Origin of the sequence: Micromonospora sp. NPDC047465 (assembly GCF_040643125.1) — a bacterium.
GTDB lineage: Bacteria > Actinomycetota > Actinomycetes > Mycobacteriales > Micromonosporaceae > Micromonospora.
Genome location: NZ_JBEYTP010000049.1, coordinates 1 through 18,251, shown reverse-complemented (window position 1 = coordinate 18,251; position 18,251 = coordinate 1). Strand labels below are relative to the sequence as shown.

The 18,251-nt window shown below is 73.8% G+C and carries 18 protein-coding genes and 4 tRNA genes; 8 read left to right on the top strand and 14 right to left on the bottom strand.

The features are described from left to right. Positions 1-33 precede the first annotated feature (33 nt). The 5 genes from ABZ793_RS29905 to ABZ793_RS29885 all read right to left on the bottom strand — a co-directional run bounded on the left by ABZ793_RS29905 (position 34) and on the right by ABZ793_RS29885 (position 1,787). A tRNA-Gln gene (locus tag ABZ793_RS29905) sits at positions 34-105 on the bottom strand. Positions 106-138: 33 nt separating this feature from the next. Next, a tRNA-Arg gene (locus ABZ793_RS29900) sits at positions 139-211 on the bottom strand. Between the two features lie 40 nt (positions 212-251). Beyond that, complete coding sequence (locus ABZ793_RS29895; protein WP_357463104.1) at positions 252-1,451, bottom strand: RtcB family protein; 1,200 nt, start codon at positions 1,449-1,451, stop codon at positions 252-254. 155 nt (positions 1,452-1,606) lie between these two features. Further along, positions 1,607-1,684, bottom strand: a tRNA-Gly gene (locus ABZ793_RS29890). 31 nt (positions 1,685-1,715) lie between these two features. Next, a tRNA-Glu gene (locus tag ABZ793_RS29885) sits at positions 1,716-1,787 on the bottom strand. Positions 1,788-2,172: 385 nt separating this feature from the next. Between ABZ793_RS29885 and ABZ793_RS29880 the strand changes: the two genes are divergently transcribed. From ABZ793_RS29880 to ABZ793_RS29870, 3 genes are read left to right on the top strand one after another with little or no spacing between them, the layout of a single operon-like run. Next, on the top strand, positions 2,173-2,628 hold the full coding sequence (locus ABZ793_RS29880) for a helix-turn-helix domain-containing protein (protein WP_357463101.1): 456 nt from the start codon (positions 2,173-2,175) through the stop codon (positions 2,626-2,628). Further along, entirely contained in the window at positions 2,621-3,013 is a 393-nt protein-coding gene (locus ABZ793_RS29875; RefSeq protein ID WP_357463098.1) for a DUF4180 domain-containing protein, read from the top strand. Before ABZ793_RS29880 ends, ABZ793_RS29875 begins: the two co-directional genes overlap by 8 nt. Before the next feature lie 48 nt (positions 3,014-3,061). Beyond that, complete coding sequence (locus ABZ793_RS29870) at positions 3,062-3,841, top strand: alpha/beta hydrolase family protein (RefSeq protein ID WP_357463095.1); 780 nt, start codon at positions 3,062-3,064, stop codon at positions 3,839-3,841. Between the two features lie 37 nt (positions 3,842-3,878). Here the strand turns inward: ABZ793_RS29870 and ABZ793_RS29865 are convergent, their stop codons facing one another. From ABZ793_RS29865 to ABZ793_RS29850, 4 genes are all read right to left on the bottom strand, one after another. Further along, entirely contained in the window at positions 3,879-4,388 is a 510-nt protein-coding gene (locus tag ABZ793_RS29865; RefSeq protein ID WP_357463092.1) for a DinB family protein, read from the bottom strand. A 193-nt stretch (positions 4,389-4,581) separates the two neighbouring features. Beyond that, complete coding sequence (locus ABZ793_RS29860; RefSeq protein ID WP_357463089.1) at positions 4,582-5,466, bottom strand: M15 family metallopeptidase; 885 nt, start codon at positions 5,464-5,466, stop codon at positions 4,582-4,584. 116 nt (positions 5,467-5,582) lie between these two features. Continuing rightward, positions 5,583-6,356 carry a peptidylprolyl isomerase gene (locus ABZ793_RS29855; RefSeq protein ID WP_357463168.1) on the bottom strand — a complete coding sequence of 258 codons (774 nt, stop codon included), beginning with the start codon at positions 6,354-6,356 and terminating at the stop codon, positions 5,583-5,585. A gap of 189 nt (positions 6,357-6,545) precedes the next feature. Beyond that, positions 6,546-7,805, bottom strand: a complete 1,260-nt coding sequence (locus ABZ793_RS29850; protein ID WP_357463086.1) for a D-alanyl-D-alanine carboxypeptidase — start codon at positions 7,803-7,805, stop codon at positions 6,546-6,548. 269 nt (positions 7,806-8,074) lie between these two features. Here ABZ793_RS29850 and ABZ793_RS29845 point away from each other — a divergent pair, with 269 nt between their 5' ends. From ABZ793_RS29845 to ABZ793_RS29830, 4 genes are all read left to right on the top strand, one after another. Further along, positions 8,075-8,407, top strand: coding sequence for a cupin domain-containing protein (locus ABZ793_RS29845; protein ID WP_350712288.1), 333 nt, complete (start codon positions 8,075-8,077; stop codon positions 8,405-8,407). Next, the gene (locus ABZ793_RS29840; RefSeq protein ID WP_357463083.1) at positions 8,404-9,192 is read left to right on the top strand and encodes a YwiC-like family protein; all 789 of its coding nucleotides are present in this window, start codon (positions 8,404-8,406) and stop codon (positions 9,190-9,192) included. The genes ABZ793_RS29845 and ABZ793_RS29840 overlap by 4 nt, the downstream gene beginning before the upstream one ends. A 98-nt stretch (positions 9,193-9,290) precedes the next feature. Next, positions 9,291-9,902 (top strand): NAD(P)H-dependent oxidoreductase, encoded by a 612-nt coding sequence (locus tag ABZ793_RS29835; RefSeq protein ID WP_357463080.1) that lies wholly within the window; start codon positions 9,291-9,293, stop codon positions 9,900-9,902. Between the two features lie 145 nt (positions 9,903-10,047). After that, a complete protein-coding gene (locus tag ABZ793_RS29830; protein ID WP_357463077.1) occupies positions 10,048-10,776 on the top strand; it encodes a methyltransferase domain-containing protein in 729 nt (242 codons plus the stop codon). 1 nt (position 10,777) lies between these two features. On the opposite strand, the gene ABZ793_RS29825 is transcribed toward ABZ793_RS29830, so the two are convergent. Together ABZ793_RS29825 and ABZ793_RS29820 are read right to left on the bottom strand one after the other, a co-directional pair. Further along, a complete protein-coding gene (locus ABZ793_RS29825) occupies positions 10,778-11,518 on the bottom strand; it encodes a MerR family transcriptional regulator (protein ID WP_357463074.1) in 741 nt (246 codons plus the stop codon). A gap of 175 nt (positions 11,519-11,693) precedes the next feature. After that, positions 11,694-13,667 (bottom strand): hypothetical protein, encoded by a 1,974-nt coding sequence (locus ABZ793_RS29820; RefSeq protein ID WP_357463071.1) that lies wholly within the window; start codon positions 13,665-13,667, stop codon positions 11,694-11,696. A gap of 370 nt (positions 13,668-14,037) precedes the next feature. Here ABZ793_RS29820 and ABZ793_RS29815 point away from each other — a divergent pair, with 370 nt between their 5' ends. After that, positions 14,038-16,311 carry an excinuclease ABC subunit UvrA gene (locus ABZ793_RS29815; protein WP_357463069.1) on the top strand — a complete coding sequence of 758 codons (2,274 nt, stop codon included), beginning with the start codon at positions 14,038-14,040 and terminating at the stop codon, positions 16,309-16,311. Positions 16,312-16,381: 70 nt separating this feature from the next. Here the strand turns inward: ABZ793_RS29815 and ABZ793_RS29810 are convergent, their stop codons facing one another. The 3 genes from ABZ793_RS29810 to ABZ793_RS29800 form a co-directional block, all read right to left on the bottom strand. Further along, a complete protein-coding gene (locus tag ABZ793_RS29810) occupies positions 16,382-16,630 on the bottom strand; it encodes a hypothetical protein (protein WP_357463066.1) in 249 nt (82 codons plus the stop codon). 125 nt (positions 16,631-16,755) lie between these two features. Continuing rightward, positions 16,756-17,175 carry a protein-tyrosine phosphatase family protein gene (locus ABZ793_RS29805; RefSeq protein ID WP_357463063.1) on the bottom strand — a complete coding sequence of 140 codons (420 nt, stop codon included), beginning with the start codon at positions 17,173-17,175 and terminating at the stop codon, positions 16,756-16,758. A gap of 431 nt (positions 17,176-17,606) precedes the next feature. Further along, positions 17,607-18,203 carry a hypothetical protein gene (locus ABZ793_RS29800; RefSeq protein ID WP_357463060.1) on the bottom strand — a complete coding sequence of 199 codons (597 nt, stop codon included), beginning with the start codon at positions 18,201-18,203 and terminating at the stop codon, positions 17,607-17,609. Between the last annotated feature and the right edge of the window lie 48 nt (positions 18,204-18,251).

Below are 18,251 nucleotides of genomic sequence, written 5' to 3'. Positions count from 1 at the left end.
TGCGCGGGCCGCCCCGGCGCGGCCCCGGCCTCGCTGCGAGCGGAGGACTCGAACCTCCATCGCCCGTTCCAGAGACGGGTGTGCTGCCGATTGCACCAGCTCGCAAGGGGTTCCGTCCCGCGTCGCGGGTCCGGACCGTGCCCCGACCAGGATTCGAACCTGGGCTCTCCGGTTTCGTAGACCGGCGCTCTCTCCGCTGAGCCACCGGGGCGGAAGACCGGCGCCCGCCCCTCCTGGGCGCCGGTCGGCGGTCATCCCTTAACGCAGACGACCTGCTTGAGGTGCGCCACCACCTCGACCAGGTCCTCCTGCTGCGCCATCACCTGGGTGATGTCCTTGTACGCGCCGGGGATCTCGTCGACCACCCCGGCGTCCTTGCGGCACTCCACGCCGGCGGTCTGCGCGGCGAGGTCGGCGGTGCTGTACGTCCGCTTCGCCTGCGCCCGCGACATCCGCCGCCCGGCCCCGTGCGACGCGGAGCAGTACGCGTCCGGGTTCCCCTTGCCCCGCACGATGTACGACCCCGTGCCCATCGACCCGGGAATGATGCCCAGGTCCCCCCGACCGGCCCGGATCGCCCCCTTGCGGGTCACCAGCACGTCGACGCCGTCGTAACTCTCCTCCGCCACGTAGTTGTGGTGGCATGAGGTCGGCTCGTCGTAGCGCACCTGCGGAAACTGCTCCCGCACCACGCCGCAGAGCAGGGCGAGCATGACCGCCCGGTTGCGCCGCGCGTACTCCTGCGCCCACCACAGATCCCGGCGGTAGGCGTCCATCTCCGGCGTACCGGCGAGGAACACCGCCAGGTCCCGGTCGGGCAGGTCGGTGTTGTGCGGCAGCCGCCGGGCGACGGCGATGTGCCGCTCCGCCAGCTCCTTGCCGATGTTGCGGGAGCCGGAGTGCAGCATCAGCCACACCCGGCCCTCGTCGGCGCCGCCCTGCTCCAGGCACACCTCGATGAAGTGGTTGCCGCCGCCGAGCGTGCCCAGCTGCCGCTGGGCCCGCGTCTCCAGCTGCGCCACCCGCCGGTCGAGGCCGGCGAACCGGCGCCAGAAGTCGTCCCAGCCCGACTGCTCCAGGCCCCGGATCCGGCGCGGGTCGACCGGCTTCTCCCGCTGAGCGAACCCGACCGGGATGGTGGCCTCGATCGCCGACCGCAGCCCGGCCAGGTCGTCCGGGAGGTCGGCGGCCGTCAGCGAGGTGCGGACCGCGGACATGCCGCAGCCGATGTCGACGCCGACGGCGGCCGGCGAGACGGCCTGCCGCATCGCGATGACGGAGCCGACCGTGGCGCCCTTGCCGAAGTGCACGTCGGGCATGACCGCGACGCCCTCCACCCACGGGAGCGCGCCGATGTTGCGCAGCTGCTGGGCGGCCTGCGGCTCGATGCCGTACGGGTCGGTCCAGACCCGGACCGGCGCGCGGGTGCCCGCGAGCGGGGTGAAACTCATGGTCGTCTCCTCGTGTCGTCGGCTGGTCGGCGCCCGTCTCGGCGCGACCGGAAGGATCGACGACCGCCCGGGAATCGAACCCGGTGGGAGGGGGTGTGCGCGACCCCCTCCGCGCCCAGCGCGCGGCCGGCCCGGCGGGCGCGCGGCCCGCCGGGTGGAGCGGTTGGCCGGATTCGAACCGGCGGTCTTCACCGTGGCACGGTGACGCGCTGACCTTGCTGCGCCACAACCGCGTGCCGGCGACGCCGCTCGGGTGTCGCCGCGTAGGCCGTACGGGGTTCGAACCCGTGACCTCCCGGCTGAGGACCGGGCGAGCTTCCGTTGCTCCAACGGCCCGTGCGGGGTTCCGGGTGGACGAAAAAGCCGCCCGGTCCCCGGTGGGGTGGGCGGCTGCGCGTACGCGCTGGCGCTAGTCGCGCCGCCACCCCGGCTGCCGGCCCTGCTCGGGACGGCACTGGCCTAGGGCACGCTCCCCTGTGGACTGCGAGGCACCGCTGTGCGGGGTCGGCCACACGGCGTCGGTGCGGGTGCGCTGCGACACGGCGTACTCCCCTGGGTCGTTCGGTTGACCTTGCACCGATGACGGTAGGCGCGCCGGACGGTGGTCGCAATGAATATTCGCGTGCGGGCGCCAGGGGGCACCGGCCAATGAGGCGCGCGGTCACAGAGAGGCCGCATTCAACTTCCCTATCACTCCCTATCTGCACTAGATTAGGGAGTGATGAATGAGGAAATGTACTCTGTCGAGCAGGTGGCCGAGCGGCTCGGCCTGCACGTGCGCACCGTGCGCGGCTACATCCGCGCCGGCCGGCTGAGGGCGGTGCGGATCGGCAAGCAGTACCGGATCGCCCGCGCCGACCTCCACGCCCTGACCGGACGGCCGGAGCCTGCCCGTCCCGCCGCGGGCCCGGCGGTGGAGGTGTCGAGCATCGTGCAGATCGACGGCGTCGACCGGAGCGCGGCCGACCGGCTCGGCACGCTCGTCCTGGCCGGGGCGAACACCGGCCACGGCCCCGGCCACCCGCTGCGCGTCCAGACCGTCCACGACCAGGAGCGACACCGCATGAAGATCGTGATACTCGGCGGCGCCGCCGCCACCGCCGAGCTGCTGCGCCTACTCGACGCAGTGCTCGACGGCGGCAACGGCCTGCTCACCCGGGAGGTCGGGAATGCCTGACGTGGTGCGGGAGCGGGTCGGCGTGCCGGTGTTGGTGTGCGACCCGGACGGCCCGCCGGTGGCCACGGTGCAGGACGCGCTGGACCTGATCGGCGCGGCCTTCCTCGGCGCCGAGGTGGTGGCCGTGCCCGCGAGTCGGCTGGACCCGTCCTTCTTCTCCCTCGGCACCCGCTTTGCCGGCGAGATCATGCAGAAGTTCGTCAACTACCGCGTGCGCCTGGTCGTCGTCGGCGACATCTCCCGACACCTCGCGTCCAGCGCTGCCCTGCGCGCCCTCGTCCAGGAGTCGAACCAGGCCGACCACGTGTGGTTCGTCCCCGACCTCGACGCGCTCGACGACCGGCTGCGGGCCACGACTCGGCGGACCGGCCCGGCAGCCGGCTGAGCCACCGCCCCGGTAGCGCCGGCCGAGGATGGGCTACGGTCGACGACCGTGGCCCTGATGCGTGCTGACTTCTACTCCGAGGTGCTCGGTCTCAACACCTCGATGACGGTGCTCCTGCCGCAGCGGACCTCCTCGCAGATCGGCCTGGCCGGCAGCGCCCCGGACGGGGACCCGCCCGTGCTCTACCTACTGCACGGCCTGTCCGACGACGACACGATCTGGCTGCGCCGCACGTCCATCGAGCGGTACGTCGCACCGCTCGGCCTGGCGGTGGTGATGCCCCAGGTCGGGCGCAGCTTCTACAGCGACGAGGAGCACGGCAACCGGTACTGGACCTTCCTCAGCGAGGAGTTGCCAGGGCTGTGCCACCAGTTCTTCCGGCTCTCAGCACGCCGGGAGGACACCTTCGTCGCCGGGCTCTCGATGGGCGGCTACGGGGCGCTGAAGTGGGCGCTGCGCGACCCGGGCCGGTTCGCGGCGGCGGCGAGCCTGTCCGGCGCTCTCGACGTGGCCGGCCGCCGGCACGATCCGGTTCACCCGATCGACGCCCAGGTCTGGCACACCGTCTTCGGCGAGCGCACCGTCACGGGCAGCGACGACGACGCCGTCGCCCTGCTCGACAAGGCGGGCACCGGCCTGCCCGCGCTCTACGTCGCCTGCGGCACGGAGGACTTCCTGTACGGGGACAACCTGACCTTCGTCGCGGCGGCCCGCGAGCGGGGCGTCCCGCTCACCGTGGACTTCTCCCCCGGCGCGCACGACTGGGCGTACTGGGACGCGAAGATCCAGGACGTGCTGGCCTGGCTGCCGCTGCGCGGCGACGGCTGACCGCCACGCCCAGGCTCCCCGCTGCCGTCGGTGCCCCTCAGGCGCCGACGGTGCCGTCGATGCCCTCGCGCAGGAAGTCGGCGTGGCCGTTGTGCCGCGCGTACTCGTGGATCAGGTGCAGCATCACCAGCCGCAGCGACACGTCCTCGCCCCACCTGGCGTTGTGGCCGGTCACGTCGAGCGACTCCGCCTCCCGCTCGATCCGGCGGGAGTGCGCGACCTCCCGCTGCCAGGCGTCGAACGCCTCCGCCCGGGTGGCGCCGCTGGCGTCGTACGCCACCTGGAAGTCGCCGGAGTCCGACCAGACCAGCGGGATGTCCTCGCCGTCGATGGTCCGCCGGAACCAGTTGCGCTCCACCTCCGCCATGTGCCGGACGAGGCCGAGCAGCGACAGCGTGGACGGGGGCATCGACTGCCGGCGCAGGTCCTCGTCGGACAGCCCGTCGCACTTCATGGCGAGGGTCGCCCGGTGGTAGTCGAGGAAGGCGCGGAGCATCTCGCGCTCGCCCCCGGTGAGCGGTGGGCCGATGCGTTCGGTAGTGGTCACTGCGGGCTCCCCTCGCCCGACGACGCGCCGCCGTCGGAGTGTCCTGCGGGCCCCGCGCGGCGGCGCCCTCCCGAGGTGATCATGCCGGACGGGCCCGCCCCGCGCCGCATCGCGTCCCGCCGCGCACCTCGCCGGGACCGGCCCGTGCCCCGCCGCGCCGATCGCCCGCCGCGCCGGTGGACCGCTGCGCCGGCTATCCGCCCGGCACGGAGGTGCGGGCCACCGGCACGTCGAAGTACGTGTCCGGCCAGGGCTCGTCGCGGTAGCGGTAGTGCCACCACTCGCGGTCGTAGTTGACGAAGCCGCCGTCGGTCATCAACTGCCGCAGCAGCCGCCGGTTGTCCCGCGCGGTGCCGGTGATCCCGGCCGAGTCGGTGTGCGCGAGCGGGTCGAAGCAGTCGAAGCCGGTGCCCATGTCGACGCTGCTGTCGCCGAACCGCTGCCCGCGGGGGGCAGTGCAGGAGACCAGCGGCTGGCCTGGGGCGTACGGGGCCTGGGTGGGGGTCGGCACGTCGACCAGGGTCAGGTCGACCGTGCTGCCCCGGCTGTGCGCCGTGGGTGCGCCGATGTACCCCTCGTCGAACAGCTTCGACTTCGCCACCCGGGGATAGAATTCCGCCTTCATCTGCTGCTCGCCGGGCTGCCTGGCCCAGCTGACGAAGTCGTCGGCGGCGCGCCGGGGGCGGTAGCAGTCGTACACCTTCAGGCTGCGGCCCCGGGCGAGCGCGGCGCCCTGCACCCGGCGCAACGCCTCGGCGGCCCGCCGGGTGAGCAGGCAGAGCGGTTCGGGGTAGCCGGCGACCGGCCGGCCGACGAAGTTGTGCGTGGTGGCGTACCGGATGTCGGTGCGGATCCTCGGGTCGACGTCGGTGAGGACGACGAAGTCCGGTGGGCGCGGCGTCACGGTCGCGCTCGGGGCCGCCGACACCGACACCGACACCGACGGCGACGGCGACGGCGACGGCGACGGACCGGGCCGGGTGCAGGCCGGCGCCAGCGCCGCGACCACCACGGCCACGGCGAGGGCCCGGGCGGCGGCGCCGCGGGGCCGCCGGCCGGCCCGGCCCGCCCTGTCCACGCCTCCTGTCTACCAGGGTGCCGGCCCGTCGGCCCCCGGGTCCGGCGACAGGCGTACGCGCGGGAACCGCCAGCTCCGCCCGGCCGAGGGGCGGCCGGGCGGGGTGGTGGAGACGGTCAGTGGTGGTGCCGGACGGCCCGGCGGATGTCGACCGGCAGTGCGGGCGCGCCGTCGACCGGCGCCGGGTCCTCGACCGTGGGGGCGATCCCGCCGGCGGCGATCCGGTCGAGGGTGGCCAGGCCGGCGGCGTCGATCGAGCCGAAGACGGTGTAGTTGGGGCGCAGCGCCGAGTCGGACTGGACCAGGAAAAACTGGCTGCCGTTGGTGTCCGGGCCGGCGTTGGCCATGGCGAGCGTGCCCCGGGCGTAGAGCCGCCGCACGCCGGTCGGGTCGGTCGGTGCCGGCGGCAGGTCGGTGGGCAGTTCGTCGAGGTACCGGTAGCCCGGGCCGCCCGAGCCGGTGCCGGACGGGTCACCGCACTGGAGCACCTTCAGCGTCGGGTACGCGGTGAGCCGGTGGCAGGAGGTGCGGTCGTAGAAGCGGTGCCGCACCAGGTGCAGGAAGCTCTGCACGGTGCACGGCGCGGCTTCGCGGTCGAGCGTCAGCCCGATGGGCCCCTGGTTGGTCCGCAGCGTCACCCGCACCGTGCCCCGGTCGGGGGTGCGCCTCGGGTCGGGCGGCAGCGGAACCGGCCGGGCGGCCGGCTCCTCCGGCGTCTCGGTGTAGGCGCACGGTCCGGGCGTGATCCGGGGACCGGTGGCGGAGCCGGGCGGGGACCCGGCGGGCGCGGCGACCGCGGCGGCGCCGCCACCGGTCACCAACGCGCCCGCCACCAGGGCCACCCCGGCGAGGCGGGTCAGCGTGCGGGCCGGTCGGCGGGGCGCCGCGATCGACGGCGGGACGGGGTGCGGTCGGGATTCGCTCGGCACGTGGATCCTCCCTGGACGTGTGGCACCAGAACGACCGGAGTCTATGGACCCCGTCGTCGGTTGTCGATCCGCTCCGCACCCGCGGCGACCTGCGGCAGGTGGGTGGCCACAAGCACCCGGTGGCTGCGGCGACGCACGTCCTGCCCGCGGTCAGGGGGTCCGGCGCCGCCCCGCCCGGCGCCGCCGGAGCAGCGCCACCGCCGCCAGCCCGAGCACGGCCACCGCGAGCGCGGCCGCGGGCCACCGTCCGAGCAGCCCGTCCTCCAGCGGGCCGCTGGCCGCGGCCGGACGAGGTTCGCCGGTGGCGGCGAGCGCGGGCGGCGTGGCGGCCGCCGAGGCGGCCAACTCCCCCGGCTCGACGAGCCGGCCGACGGCGGAGTCCCGGGGCAGCGAGAAGCCCCAGTCGAGCAGCGCGGCGCCCTGCTCCCAGCCCCGCGCGGGCCGCGGTTCGGCGCCGAGCAGCGTGACGACCAGCCGGCGGCCGCCCCGGTGGGCCGCCCCGACGTAGGTGTGCCGGGCCAGATCGGTGAAGCCCGTCTTGCCGCCGAGCGCCCCAGGGTAGCGGTAGATGAGCTGGTTCTCGTTCTGGATCTCGAAGCCCTTGGTCCGCTGCGCCGGCTGGGCGGGAATGCGGTGGGTCTCGGTCAGCGCGTACCGGCGGAAGGTGGGGTCGGCGAAGCAGGCCCGGGCGATGAGCGCCAGGTCGTACGCGCTGGTGAACTGACCCTTCCCGTCGAGGCCGGACGGGGTGACCGCGTGGGTCTGCAGGGCGCCGAGCCGGTGCGCCTCCTCGTTCATCGCCCGTACGCCGCCAGCCATCCCGTCCGGGCCGCCGCCGAGGCGGGCCAGCAGGTTGGCCGCCTCGTTGCCGGACTGCAGGAGCAGCCCGAGCCAGACGGTCTCGATCCGGTAGCGCCCGCCGGCGACGAGCCCGACGGCGGAGGAGCCCGGCTCGATGTCCATGTCGCCGTCGGTGACGGTGACGACCTGCTTCGGGTCGAGCCGGGGCAGCATGGTGGCCGCCAGCAGCAGCTTCTGCACGCTGGCGGGGGTGCCGTACTCGTGCGGGCCGCAGCCGCCCAGCACCTGGCCGGTGTCCAGGTCGGCGACCAGCCACGAGGTCGCGGTGACCGCCGGCGGTCGCGGCACCCCCGCGGGGACGACCAGGCCGGCGGTGGCCAGCGCCGGCCCGCCCACGGCCCGCTCCTCGGGCACGGCCGGCGGCGGCGACGGGCGCGGCGGCCGGGACACCGCCGGCGCGGGCGCTTTCGGGCACGGCGCCGGCGGCACCGCGCCGGACACGCCCGTCACGGCGGCGGTACGCGCGGTCGGGGCGGCCGCCACCGGGGCGGGCGCGCCGGCGGCGAGGAGGACGGCGGTCGCCGTGGCCGCCAGCAGCCGAACCTTCATGCCCCGCACCCTAGTCGGCACGATCCGGGGGCCGGGCCGGCTTCCCGATGCCCCGGCGGCCGGCGTGGCGGCGGAAACCGTGGGGTCCGCCGGCGCGGGCGACCCGGCGGCCCGGATTCCGGGACCATCGGCCCTGCCGCCGGGCGGGTCCGGCGCGGATGCTGGTAACCGAAAGCGGTAGACGATCTTCCGGTTTGCGCGAGGGTCGCCGCCGCACGGACTGCCCCGCCCGGCGCACCGGCGCGCCACCCCACCCGGAAGGACGCACGATGGAAGGCCACTCGCTGACCCGCCTCGCCGACGAACAGCTCGCCGCCGCCCGGGAGGCCGACAGCGGGCGCAGCGCCCACAACCTGCACCGCGGCCGGGATCGCCGGCTGCGGCAGACGCTGCTCGCGCTCCGGGGCGGCCGCTCGCTCGACGAGCACGACAGCCCGGGCGAGGCGACGCTGCAGGTGCTCCGGGGGCAGGTACGCCTGGTGGCCGGCGACGAGTCCTGGGAGGGCCACGCCGGCGACCTGGTGGTCGTCCCGCCGCGGCGGCACGCGCTGCACGCCGTGACGGACGCCGCCGTCCTGCTCACCGTGACGCCACGCCCGTGACCGCCGTCCCCGCCCGCCGTCGCCGCCCGGCCGGACCGCCCACGGCGACCACCACCGGCCGCGCGCGGGCCGGGGGCCGGTCACCCGGCTGGCTGCCGCCGCAGCACGGCGCCTGGGCGATGCTGCTGCTGCCGTTCCTGGCGGCGGTGACCGTCACCGGCCCGCACCCGCTGCACCTGCCTCTGCTCGGGGCGGTGCTCGCCGCCTACCCGCTGTCGTACTTCGGGTTGCAGGCGGTCAAGACCGGCCGGTTCCGGCGGGTACGCCCACAGTTGGCCGCGTACGGCGTCGCCACCACGCTCTGCGCCGCGCCGGTGCTGGCGGCCCGGCCGGCGGTCCTCGCGTACGCGCCGCTCTACGGCGTCCTGGCCGCCGTCAACGCCGGCTACGCGCGTCGGCGCCGGGACCGGGCGCTCGTCAACGACCTCGCCTTCGTGGCGCAGTGCGGGCTGCTCGGGTTCCTCGTCGCCACGGTCGCCGGGGTGCCGCCGGCCCGGGTGTCCGGCGCGACGGTGGTGGCGCTCGGCTACCTCGTCGGCACGATCCTGTACGTCAAGACGATGATCCGGGAGCGGGACAGCGGTCGGTACCGGTGGGCGTCCTGGACGTACCACGGCGTCGCCGCGCTCGCCGCGGCGCTCTGGGCGCCGACGCCGGTCGCCCTGGTCTTCGCGGCGCTGCTGGCCCGGGCCGTCGCGCTACCCGGGCGCCGGCTCACGCCGAAGCAGGTGGGGCTGGTCGAGACGGCGTACACCCTGCTGGTGCTGGCGGCGGTGGCCTTCTGAACCGGATACCCGGCCGGTTGGTCGTGCGGCGGCAGGGCGACGGCGTCCGCGATCCGCCGATCCCCGCACGGCCGCCCGGGTGGGTACATTCGACCCCGATGGACATCGACGGTGCGGTCAGGCGCTTCCTCTTCCTCCTGGGTAGTTCACGCCCCGGTGGCAACACCGAACTCCTGGCCCGACGCGCGGCAGCCGCGCTGCCGGCCGGTGTCGAGCAGCGCTGGCTCCGCCTGGCCGACCATCCACTGGCGCCGTTCCACGACATCCGACACGGCCAGTTCCCTCCCCCGCCGTCCGGCAACGAGGCGCTGCTGCTGACGGAGACCCTTGCCGCGACCGACCTGGTGATCGCCTCACCGGTCTACTGGTACAGCGTCAGCGCCCCGACCAAGCTCTACCTCGACCACTGGTCGACCTGGCTGCGGCTGCCCGGTGTCGATTTCCGGCCCCGCATGCGCGGCCGCACGATGTGGGCGATCAGCGCCCTCAGCGACGAGGACCCGGCCAAGGCGGACCCGATGGTGAACAGCCTGTGGATGAGCGCCGACTACCTCGGCATGCGATGGGGCGGTGCGCTGCTCGGCCACGCCGACCGCCCCGGCGACGTGCTCGGCGATGCGGCCGCACTCCGCGCCGCGGACGCCTTCTTCGCCTCGACGGCGCTCGGCGAGGCACGGGACGGGCGGGTCGCGGGGCGCGCGTCCGGCTGACCGCCGGTCATGGCCAGGGCCCCGGCCGGCCGGCCGGACAACACCACGTCGGTTGTCTCACAAGCCGTTGCCCGCGGCGTCCCCACCGACTAGAACCGGATCACGATCGCCCGGACGTTCCGGCGACGGTGGCGAGGTGATGGCCGTGGCTCTGATTTCCTACGACGACACCGACGCGGCCGCCTTCGCCGCCACCCGGGAACTGCCGCGCAGCGGGCTGGACCGGTGGCGGCACGCGGTGGGGCAGCACCTGCGGTCCCGCGCCGGGACGACCGTGCTCGACCTCGGCGCCGGCACGGGGGCGTGGGCCGGCGCCTTCACCGACTGGTACGGCGTCCGGGTGGTGGGCGTGGAGCCCGCCGGCGCGATGCGATCCCGCGCCGCCCATCGGCCGCTGCTCGCCGGCGACGCCCTCGCGCTGCCGCTGCGCGACTCCACGATGGACGCCGCCTGGCTGTCCACGATGATCCATCACGTCGCCGACCTGGACGCGGCGGCCCGCGAGCTGCGCCGGGTGCTCCGGCCGGGCGCGCCCGTGCTGATCCGCTCGCCGTTCCCCGGCCGGCACCAGCGGATCGCCCTGTTCCACTGGTTTCCCGAGGCGGTCCGGGTGCTGCGGCGCTACCCGGACCTCGCGCGGGTGCGCTCGGCGTTCGCGGCGGCCGGGTTCACCGTGAGCAGCGTCGAGCCGGTCGCGCAGACCACCGCCGCGTCGCTGGCGGAACTCGCCGAGCGCCTCGACCGCCGGGCCCACACCCCACTTCAGTTGATCACCGACGAGGAGTACGCCAGCGGCCTGGCGCGGCTGCGGGCCGCCGCCCGCGAGGCGACCGGCCCGGTCGTCGACCACCTCGACCTGCTGGTGCTGCGCTGAGTCAGGCCGGCAGGGTCGGGTCGCGGTGCCGCAGGTAGTCGTACAGCGCCGCCGAGGCGCGCAGCCGCCGCAGGCTGCGCCGGTGCAGCTCCTGCTCCCGCCGGGCCAGCTCCGCGTGGACCCGTTGGGCGCTGCCGGTCGTGCGCATCTCGTCGAGCACGGCCGCGATGATGTCGAACGGGTACGCGCCCCGGCGCAGCAGCGCGACGACCTGCGCGGCACGCAGTTCGGCCTGGTCGTACACCCGGTAGCCGGTGCCGCGCTCGCGGACCGGCCGGACCAGGCCGCGGTGCTCCCACAGCCGTAGCTGGGAGGTGCGGACCCCGACCAGGTCGGCGACCGCGCCGATGCGCACCCCGCGCCGCGGCGCCGGCAGGGTCGCCGGCGGGCTGGTCACCACGGTCTCGAACGCGCCGAGCACCCGCCGGATGTCCGCCCGCTCGCGGTCCAGCTCGGCGTGGCCTCCGTCGAGCGCCGCCAGCGCCGCCGACAGGTCGCCCCGGTGCACGGCGGCCATGATCTCCCGGGTACGCGCCCAGCCGTGGCCCTCGGCCATCCGGCGGGCCACGGCCAGCGCCCGGAGGTGGTCGGCGGTGAAGATGCGGTAGCCGGCGGGGGTGCGTTCGACCGGTGGCAGCACGCCCAGGTCGACGTAGTTGCGGACCTGCTGGACGGAGATCCCGGCGGTCGCGGCGAGGTCCACGGCCCGCAGCCGGCCACTGCCCTTCCGCGCGGTCACCACCGGGCCACCGTACCGCCCACCCACCGGCCGGAATTTCGTGCCCGCGGCATCGTCGTCGCGCCGGCGGCGGGGAAGGCCGCCCCGCCGGGCGGTCGACGCCGCCGGGGGTGCACGGAAGGGCCCCTTCCTGTCCACGACTCGACAGGAAGGGGCCCTTCGGACCGGGCCGGCGGGCTCAGCGCGTGAGCCGGTACAGCTCCCCGCCCCGGGCGTAGTACATGACGCCCGACGCGTCCATCGTCCACACGTCGCTGATGCCGGTGGCCAGCTTCTCGACCGAGAGCGTCTCGGGGTCCACGCAGGCGACGGTGGTCCGGAAGTTGCCGCACACCGCGCCGTCCGGCGCGACCGCCAGGTGATCGCTACGCCAGACGTGGGTGACGTTCCAGTCGAAGGGCTCCACCTCGACGGTCCGGACCACGGTCCGGCTCACCGGGTCGAACTCGAAGAGCGTGCCGACCGTGGACCCCCAGATCCGGCCGTCCGGCGCCACGATCAGCCGGGTGATCGCCTTGGCGCCCGGAGTGGCGGTGCCCTCCCAGACCTTCGTCGCCGTCGCCGGGTCCCAGAGGAAGAGCTTCGCCTCCGTCTGGGTCGGCGCGATGCCGAGCCCACCCCAGATGCCGGTGCCACCCAGGATCAGGTTCCCGACGGTGGCCAGGGCGGTGACGCTCTGCTCCGGCACGACGTTGCGGTGCACCTCCTTCGCCCCGGTGGCCGGGTCGACGAGCGTCAGCGCCCCGCCGAGCTGGCCGTACTCCGGGATGGTGCCGAAGGCGATCCGGTTGCCGACCCCGGTGATGGCGAACGGCCGGTCCTGGTGCTCGGTGCGGAGCGTCGCGAACTGCCGGGGGTTGGTACCGCGCACGACGGGCTTGGTCGGGTCGAGTTCGAGCAGGTTCGCGCCCGGGTACACGCCGGCGTAGATCTTGCCCTGGTAGGAGTGCAGGCCCTCGGCCTGGCCGAGCGCCCCGGCGTTCTCGCTGAAGGCGCCGGTCGCCGGGTCGTAGGAGGTGATGCCGCCGCTCGGGTAGGCGCTGGACCAGATCTTGCCGTCCGGGCCGGCCTCGACCGTCTGCAGCTGGGCGGGCAGCCCCTTGACCCCGGCGGAGACGACCTTCTTGGCGCCGGTCTGCGGGTTGTAGTAGGACAGGTTGCCGCTCAGGCTGATCGTGACGAGCGTCCTGCCGGGCCACGCCGGGTCGTCCAGGTGCGCCCAGCCGAATCCGCGGGCGGTGCCGAACCCGGTGAAGCTGGTCGGGGTGAGCGTCCGGGTGTCGAGGTTGTAGGCCATCAGGCGGCCGGCCGACGAGCCGAAGTAGACGTTCTTCTTCGCGTCCGGCGGGGAGAAGTTCAGGCCCGCGGCGGTACCGAGTTCGCCGATCCACCGGCCGGCCTTCAGGTCGTGGACGAGCACCTGGTTGCTGTTGGCGAGCCGGGCGAAGAGCGTGTGCTGGTAGACGTCGAGGTCGTAGACGAACTGCTCGCCGCGGTACTGCTCGGGCAGCGGGATCTCCCGCCGTTCGCCGGAGTCGACGTCGACCTCGACGAGCCGGGCCACCGTGCCCAGGCCGACGTAGATCTTGCCGTTGGCGACGCCGATGCTGCGCGCGTACTGCTCGCCCGGCCAGATCTGCCCGTAGTCGCGGACGGCACCCGTGCGGTGGTCGAACGAGTAGACCTTGCCGGTGGGGAAGGTGCCGACGAAGACCCGCTCCCCGTCGTTGGCCAGGCGCCACGTCGTGGTCTCCCCCGGCACCGGCGAGCCCAGGTCCTCCACGTGGTCCGCACCGGGCCGGTAGCGGAACAACTTGCTGTCGGCGCCGATGTACGCGGTGCCGTCCGGGGTGACGGTGCCGCCCCACGAACCGCCGGCGCCGGGCAGCGGCAGGGTCCGGACCACGGTCGCGGTGCGGGTGTCGATGACGTTGAGCGCGCCAGTGGTCCCGCGCGCCACGGCGTACGCGTAGTCGCCCGCGGACGTGGAGCCGAAGGTCGCACCGTAGATGGCCAGGTTGTGGTGCGGCACGCCGACCAGGGTCTCGGTCGGCGTGGCAGCCACGGCCGGGGTACCCGACACGGCGGTGGCGGCGACGAGGGTCGCCACGATGGCGACCGACGCCAGGCGGCGACGCTGCTGGAGAGGCATAGGCATCCCTTCTGTAATTTCGGCCATCACCGTAAATCTCGGCACATCGAAGGTCAACCACGGATCGCAGCGAGTTCGTGCACCGCAGCGGACCTCGCCGGCCGGCTTCCACTCAGGAGGACGGTTACGGTCCGTCCGTTATCCATCGGCGCCGGGTTGACGCGCCGCGTCCCACGTGGACCGCACCCTCCGGACGCCAGCGCCACCCCCGCTTACACGTTATTTGAGACTTCCCGTACCTCTCTGGGGCGCTGGAGGCAGGCCAACGTGGCAGAACCCTCCACACGCACGTCAATGAGACGATCGAAGGAAGCCGCCCCCGAAGACACACCCGGGCGGAACCCCGCCCACAATCTCGCGAAGGGTTCGCATGCAGCAGCCAGCACGGTCCGCCGCCGACAGCCACGACATGATCGAGGTACGCGGAGCCCGGGAGAACAACCTCGCGGCCGTCTCCGTCGACATCCCCAAACGTCGGCTGACCGTCTTCACCGGCGTCTCCGGGTCGGGGAAGTCATCCCTGGTCTTCGGGACCATCGCCGCCGAGTCGCAACGCCTGATCAACGAGACCTACAGTGCCTTCCTCCAGTCGTTCATGCCGAGCTTGAGCCGGCCCGACGTCGACTCGCTGCGCAACCTGACCCCGGCCATCGTGGTCGACCAGGAGCGGATGGGCGCCAACTCCCGCTCCACGGTCGGCACCGCCACCGACGCGTACGCGATGCTGCGGATCGTGTTCAGCCGGCTCGGCACCCCGCACGTCGGCGGCGCCGGAGCGTTCAGCTTCAACCTGGCCGAGGGGATGTGCCCGACCTGCGAGGGCCTCGGCCGGGTCTCCGACCTCGACGTCAACGAGATGGTCGACGTCGAGCGCTCCCTCAACGACGGCGCGATCACGGTGCCCAACTTCGCCGTCGACTCCTGGTACTGGCAGACCATCGTCAACTCCGGCCTGTTCGACCCCGACGTCAAGCTCCAGGACTACACGCCCCAGCAGTGGGAGGACTTCCTCCACAAGCCGGCCACCAAGATCAAGGTGGGCAGCAACAACTGGACGTACGAGGGCCTGGCGGTCAAGGTCCGCCGGCTCTACCTGGCCAAGGACCGCGAGTCGATGCAGCCGCACATCCGCGCGTTCGTCGACCGGGCGGTCACCTTCACCACCTGCGCCGCCTGCCGGGGCGCCCGGCTCAACGAGGCGGCGCTCTCCTCCCGGATCGCCGGACGCAACATCGCCGAGTGCTCGGCCATGCAGATCAGCGACCTGGCCGGGTTCGTCCGCGACATCGACGACCCGTCGGTCGCCCCGCTGGTCGGCAACCTGCGTGAGCTGCTCGACTCGCTCGTGGAGATCGGCCTCGGCTACCTCAGCCTCGACCGCGAATCCGCCACCCTCTCCGGCGGCGAGGCGCAGCGGGTGAAGATGGTCCGGCACCTCGGCTCCAGCCTCTCCGACGTCACGTACGTCTTCGACGAGCCGACCGTGGGCCTGCACCCGCACGACATCGCCCGGATGAACGACCTCCTGCTGCGCCTGCGCGACAAGGGCAACACGGTGCTGGTCGTCGAGCACAAGCCGGAGACCATCGCGATCGCCGACCACGTGGTCGACCTCGGGCCGGGGGCGGGCACCGCCGGCGGCCAGGTCTGCTACACCGGGGACGTGCCGGGCCTGCGCCGCTCCGACACCCTCACCGGCCGCCACCTCGACCACCGGGTCCGCCTCCGCGAGCACGTACGCCGGCCGTCCGGCCACCTGTCGATCCGCGGTGCCGACCTGCACAACCTGCGGGACGTCAGCGTCGACATCCCGCTCGGGGTGCTGACAGTGGTCACCGGCGTGGCCGGCTCCGGGAAGAGCTCGCTGATCCACGGCTCGCTGCACCGCCGCGACGGCGTGGTGGTCGTCGACCAGACCCCGATCCGGGGTTCCCGGCGCAGCAACCCGGCCACCTACACGGGCCTGCTGGACCCGGTCCGGACGGCCTTCGCCAAGGCCAACGGGGTCAAGGCGGCGCTGTTCAGCGCCAACTCCGAGGGCGCCTGCCCCACCTGCAAGGGCATCGGCCTGGTCTACACCGACCTGGCGATGATGGCCGGCGTCGCCTCCGTCTGCGAGCAGTGCGACGGCCGGCGCTTCACCGACGAGGTGCTCACCTACCGGCTGCGCGGGAAGAACATCAGCGAGGTCCTCGCCATGTCGGCCACGGAGGCCCGGGACTTCTTCCCCAGCGGCTCGGCCCGGGTGATCCTCGACCGGCTGGTCGACGTCGGGCTCAGCTACCTCACCCTGGGGCAGCCGCTCAACACCCTCTCCGGCGGCGAGCGGCAGCGGCTCAAGCTGGCCATCCACATGGCCGACAGCGCGAGCACCTACGTGCTGGACGAGCCGACCACCGGCCTGCACCTCGCCGACGTGGACCAGTTGCTCGCGCTCCTGGACCGGCTCGTCGACGCCGGCAACACGGTCATCGTCATCGAGCACCACCAGGCGGTCATGGCACACGCCGACTGGCTGATCGACCTCGGGCCCGGGGCGGGGCACGACGGCGGCCGGATCGTGTTCACCGGCACCCCGGCCGATCTGGTCGCCCACGGCGACACCCTGACCGCCCGCCACCTGCGCGAGTACGTCGGCCGCTGAGAAAGCGACGCGCCCTGGTCCCCGGTGCCGCAGACGCCGGGACCAGGGCAGCCACGCGGCACGGAAACATTCAACGGCCGGGCACCGGGACGGCCCGCGCGGACGGGGCCGCCAGCCGGCGCACCCAGCGCCGCAGCGGCGGCACCGAGGCGGCGACGGGGGTGAGCAGCCCGACGGTGATCAGCAGGGCGTCGAGGAAGAGCGTGGCGAGCACGACGAGCACGGCCAGCGACGCGACCGTGCTGGCGATCGTCAGCACCGGGCGCGCGGCCGCGCGGTGCACACCGTGGTAATGGACAAGGGCGCGGGGTGGGGCCATGGTGCTGGTACCTGCCTCAAGGTTCGGACGAGATGCCCCTCTTACCCACCGTGAGCTGTGCAAACCTCGCCGATGACACGAACCACAACAAGGTGGCCGGCCGTGCGCGCCACGATCGCCCCGGATCAGGCGAGGCGGCGCAGCCAGCGACGCTGCCAGGGGGTCTCCACCGCCCGCGGCCGGTAGGCGGCGCGCACCCAGTCCACGGCCCGCTCCGGCGGCAGCCCGTCCAGGATCGCCAAACCGGCCAGCGCCGTACCCGTGCGTCCGGTGCCGCCCTTGCAGGCCACCTCCACCCGTTCGCCGCCGCGGGCCCGACGCAGCGCCTCTGTCAACGCGTCGACCGCGTCCGCCCGGTCCAACGGAACCCAGAAGTCCGGCCACCGGATCCGCCGGTGCGGCCACGCCGGCGCCGGCCCAGACGCCAACAACAGGGCGAAGTCCGCAGACGAGGCCACGTCGGCGACGCGGCGCCCGCGCACGGCCGCCCCACTCGGCAGTACGACCACACCTGGCTGGTCACGCCACTCCCGCTGCACATCCACCGGCCCATTCTGCTTCCACCGCGCCCACTCCCCCGCCCCGCCTCGCAGCACGCGAGGTCGTGGCGGCGTCGACCCGCACAGGTCCGCCACCGTGGCCCCCGCCACGGGGACGAGCGCGGACACGAGACAGCGCCGCCCCCGGCCGGATCGACACGGGGGCGGCGCTGGGCGTCGGTGTGCAGGTCGCCTCTCGGCGCGTGGCGCGACGCGGCTCCAGCCGAACGGTATTCCGCGAAGGCAATTCAGGTGAGGCCCGGGGACACTGGGCACACCGACACCTCATTCAACCAGCCGACGGCCGTCGGTGTTCCCGCACCTGCCGTACTCTCCCGGCCGGCCGGCTGTCGGCTGGGGAAGATGTGCCGCTGGCCGGCGCCCGTGTCGGGTGCCGGCCAGCGTTCCCCCTTGTGGTGAAAGTCTGTCTCTGTGTGTCAGTTGTTCCAGTGCTTGGCGACGAGGTCGGCGGCCTGCTGTTCCCACTGGGCGTAGTGGTCCGGGTACGCCGACACCTGCACGGTCTGCGCGGCCTCGGTCAGGGGCATGTCCTGCCACCCGTCGACCTGCTTCAGGCCCTTCAGGAACGCCGTGGTCGAGTACTCGGGGTCGGTGATCTGCTCGACCGTGCCCCAACCGCTGGAGGGGCGCTGCTGGAACAGGCCCTGCGAGTCGTGGTCGTTGCGGTCACCCAGGTGACCCAGGTTCTCCAGCTTCGACTCCTGCAGCGCCGTCGCGATCGACACCACGGCGGCCCGCTCGTCCATGCCGGCCTTCTTCGTCGCCGCGATGATCGCCTTCACGTTGGCGACCTGCTCGTCCGACAGGTCGATGCGCGACTGCGCGCCCTGCACACCATGCGGGATCAGCTTCGCGGTGTCCACGGCCGGCTTGTCCGCCGCCACGGCCACGGCGGTGATCGGGGTGCTCTCGACCCTCGGGGCGGCGTGAGCAGCGGCCGGACCGGCGAACACACCACCGGCGAAGGCCAGACCAGCAATACCGAGAACGCTCTTACGCATGATCGTGTTCATCAGATGCTCCATTCGGGGGTTGGCACCACACGCCGAAAGGGGGATTCA